The 2845-nt window shown below is 64.4% G+C and carries 1 protein-coding gene; it reads left to right on the top strand.

Annotation, left to right across the window (positions count from 1 at the left end; translation table 11 throughout):
• On the top strand, window positions 1-2776 hold a 2776-nt coding region (locus DBR24_RS02910), incomplete at its 5' end, for a non-ribosomal peptide synthetase (protein WP_128613846.1).
• Window positions 2777-2845 lie beyond the last annotated feature (69 nt).

The raw sequence follows: 2845 nt of genomic DNA, 5'->3' as shown, positions 1-2845 counted from the left end.
GATCTACACCTGCCATCACATCCTCATGGACGGCTGGAGCACTTCGCAGTTGTTCGGCGAAGTGTTGCAACGCTACGCCGGTATGACCCCGGCCGTGTCACAGGGACGCTATCGCGATTACATCGAATGGCTCGGCCAGCGCGATCAGCAGGCCAGTCGCGAATTCTGGACGGCGGCACTGGCCGATCTCGACGAGCCGACACGTCTGGCCAGTGCCGTGGCGGGCGGGCAAGCGCTTGCCGCAGGTTATGCCGATCACGAGCACGTCTTCAGCGAGGCGTTGACGGCGGACCTCAACCGTTTCGCCCGCGAGCAGAAAGTCACCCTCAACACCCTGGTGCAAGCGGCGTGGCTGGTGCTGTTGCAGCGTTACACCGGGCAGGACAACGTCGCCTTCGGCGCCACGGTGGCCGGACGTCCGACCGACTTGCCGGGCGTCGAACAACAGATCGGTCTGTTCATCAACACCTTGCCGGTGGTGGCGGCGCCGTCCGCAGAGATCGTCGTCAGCCAGTGGCTGCAACAGGTGCAGGGCCTCAATCTGGCGCTGCGCGAGCATGAGCACACCCCGCTTTACGACATTCAGCGTTGGGCCGGTGCGGGTAACGGGGCGCTGTTCGACAGCATCCTGGTGTTCGAAAACTACCCGATGGCCGAAGCCCTGCAACAGGGCCCGGCTACCGGTTTGACGTTCTCGGCGATCCGTCGTCAGGAACAGACCAACTACCCGTTGACGCTGGTGGCGGTCACCGGGCGTGAGCTGAGCCTGGGCATCAGTTACGACCGGGCCGGTTTCGCTGCGACGACGATCAACGCGTTGAGCGCGCAACTGGAAAGCCTGCTGACGCAGTTCCTCGCCGATGCCACCCAGCCGCTGGGTGCGCTGCACCTGCTGGCAGCGCCGCAACGCGAAGCAGCGATCGAGTGGGGCAAGGCCGCCGCCTCGGCGCCAGATGCGCGCACGGTGCTGGAACACATTGCCGCGCAGGTGCAGCGCCAGCCACACGCGCAGGCTGTGGTGTTTGCCGAGCAACACATCGACTACCAGAGTCTCGATGCCCGGGCCAATCGACTGGCGCACAAGCTGCAAGCGTTGGGCGTGGGACCGGAAGTGCGCGTGGGCGTGTGCATGCGTCGTACACCGGACATGCTCGTCGGCTTGTTGGCAATCCTCAAGGCCGGTGGTGCCTATGTACCGCTCGACCCGGATTACCCGCAGGAGCGTTTGCTGCACATGCTCGACGACAGCCGTGCCGCCGTGCTGCTTACCGAGCCGGCCGCACTGGCGCTGCTGCCTGAAACCTTGAGCGCGCAGGTGCTGTTGGTGGAAGAGGGCGCACTGGATGCGCTCCCGGCTACCGCACCGCTGGCGAATGTCACCGCGCAGAATCTGGCGTACGTCATCTACACCTCCGGCTCCACCGGCAAACCGAAAGGCGTGGCCATTACCCACGGCAACCTGTCGGCGTTGATTCAGTGGTCGGCCGGGGTCTATCGCGAAGAGCAACTGCGTGGCGTGCTGGCGTCGACGTCGATCTGCTTCGACCTGTCGGTCTGGGAAATCTTCGTCACCCTGGCCTGCGGGGGTCGCCTGGTGCTGGCGGACAACGCGCTGGCGCTGGCCGAGCTGCCGGCGCGCGAACAGGTCACGCTGATCAACACCGTGCCGTCGGCGATTGCCGCGCTGCAACGGGCCGGGCAGATTCCGCGGTCGGTGGCGACCATCAATCTGGCGGGCGAACCGCTCAAGCAAAGTCTGGTGGACAGTTTGTACGCGAGCACGTCGGTGCAACAGGTCTATGACCTCTACGGGCCTTCGGAAGACACCACCTATTCGACCTTCACCCTGCGCACGCCGCACGGGCAGGCGAACATCGGTCGGCCGCTGCAAAACACCGTGGCCTATCTGCTCGACACTCAACTGCAAGTACTGCCGGCAGGTGTGCCGGCCGAGCTGTACCTGGGCGGTGCCGGGGTGACCCGTGGCTACCTGATGCGCGCCGCGCTGACCGCCGAACGCTTTGTGCCGAACCCGTATGCCAGCAACGGCGAACGGCTGTACCGCACCGGCGATCTGGTGCGCCAGGGCAGTGACGACAACATCGAGTACATCGGCCGTGCCGACCATCAGGTGAAAATTCGCGGCTTCCGTATCGAACTCAGCGAAATCGAAGCGCGCTTGCTGGAGCAGAACGAAGTCCGTGAAGCCGTGGTGCTCGCCCAGGACGGTGCTGCCGGTAAACACCTGCATGCCTACGTCGTCGCGGCGCAGCCGGTGGCCGGGCAACCGGCCTTGGCCGAACGCCTGCGCAGCGCACTCGCCGCGTGCTTGCCGGCGCACATGGTGCCGGGGCACTTGCACCTGATCGACGCCATCCCGCTGACCCCCAACGGCAAGCTCGATCGCAAGGCGCTGATGGCGCTGGGTGACAGCCCGACACAGCAGCACTATCAGGCGCCGCAGAGCGATCTGCAGTGGGACGTGGCGGCGGTCTGGCAGGAGGTGCTGGAGGTCGAGCGCGTGGGCCTCGCGGACAACTTCTTCCAGCTCGGCGGGCACTCGTTGCTGGCCACACTGGTGGTCACCCGGATCAAGGAACGTCTGGGCGACAAGGTGCCACTCAAGGAACTGTTCGAAACCGACACCCTCAGGGCGTTCTGTGCGCGGATCGAGGCCTTGCGCGTCGAAATGTCGCCCGTTCAGGATGAATTGGCTAAATCCCTGGAGGCCCTCAAACGTCTATCCCTCGATGATCTGGAAAAACTGATTTCTTGAGAGGGAAAAACGCGTGCAAGAGTTAATCGAGTCGGTAGGACAACTTTCGGCTAAGCAAAGAAAGGCTCT

This window comes from Pseudomonas sp. HMWF006, assembly GCF_003061205.1.
In the GTDB taxonomy this organism is placed as follows: Bacteria; Pseudomonadota; Gammaproteobacteria; order Pseudomonadales; family Pseudomonadaceae; genus Aquipseudomonas; species Aquipseudomonas monsensis.
The sequence above is the reverse complement of the archived record's forward strand: the minus strand, read 5'-3'. Positions and strand labels throughout refer to the sequence as shown.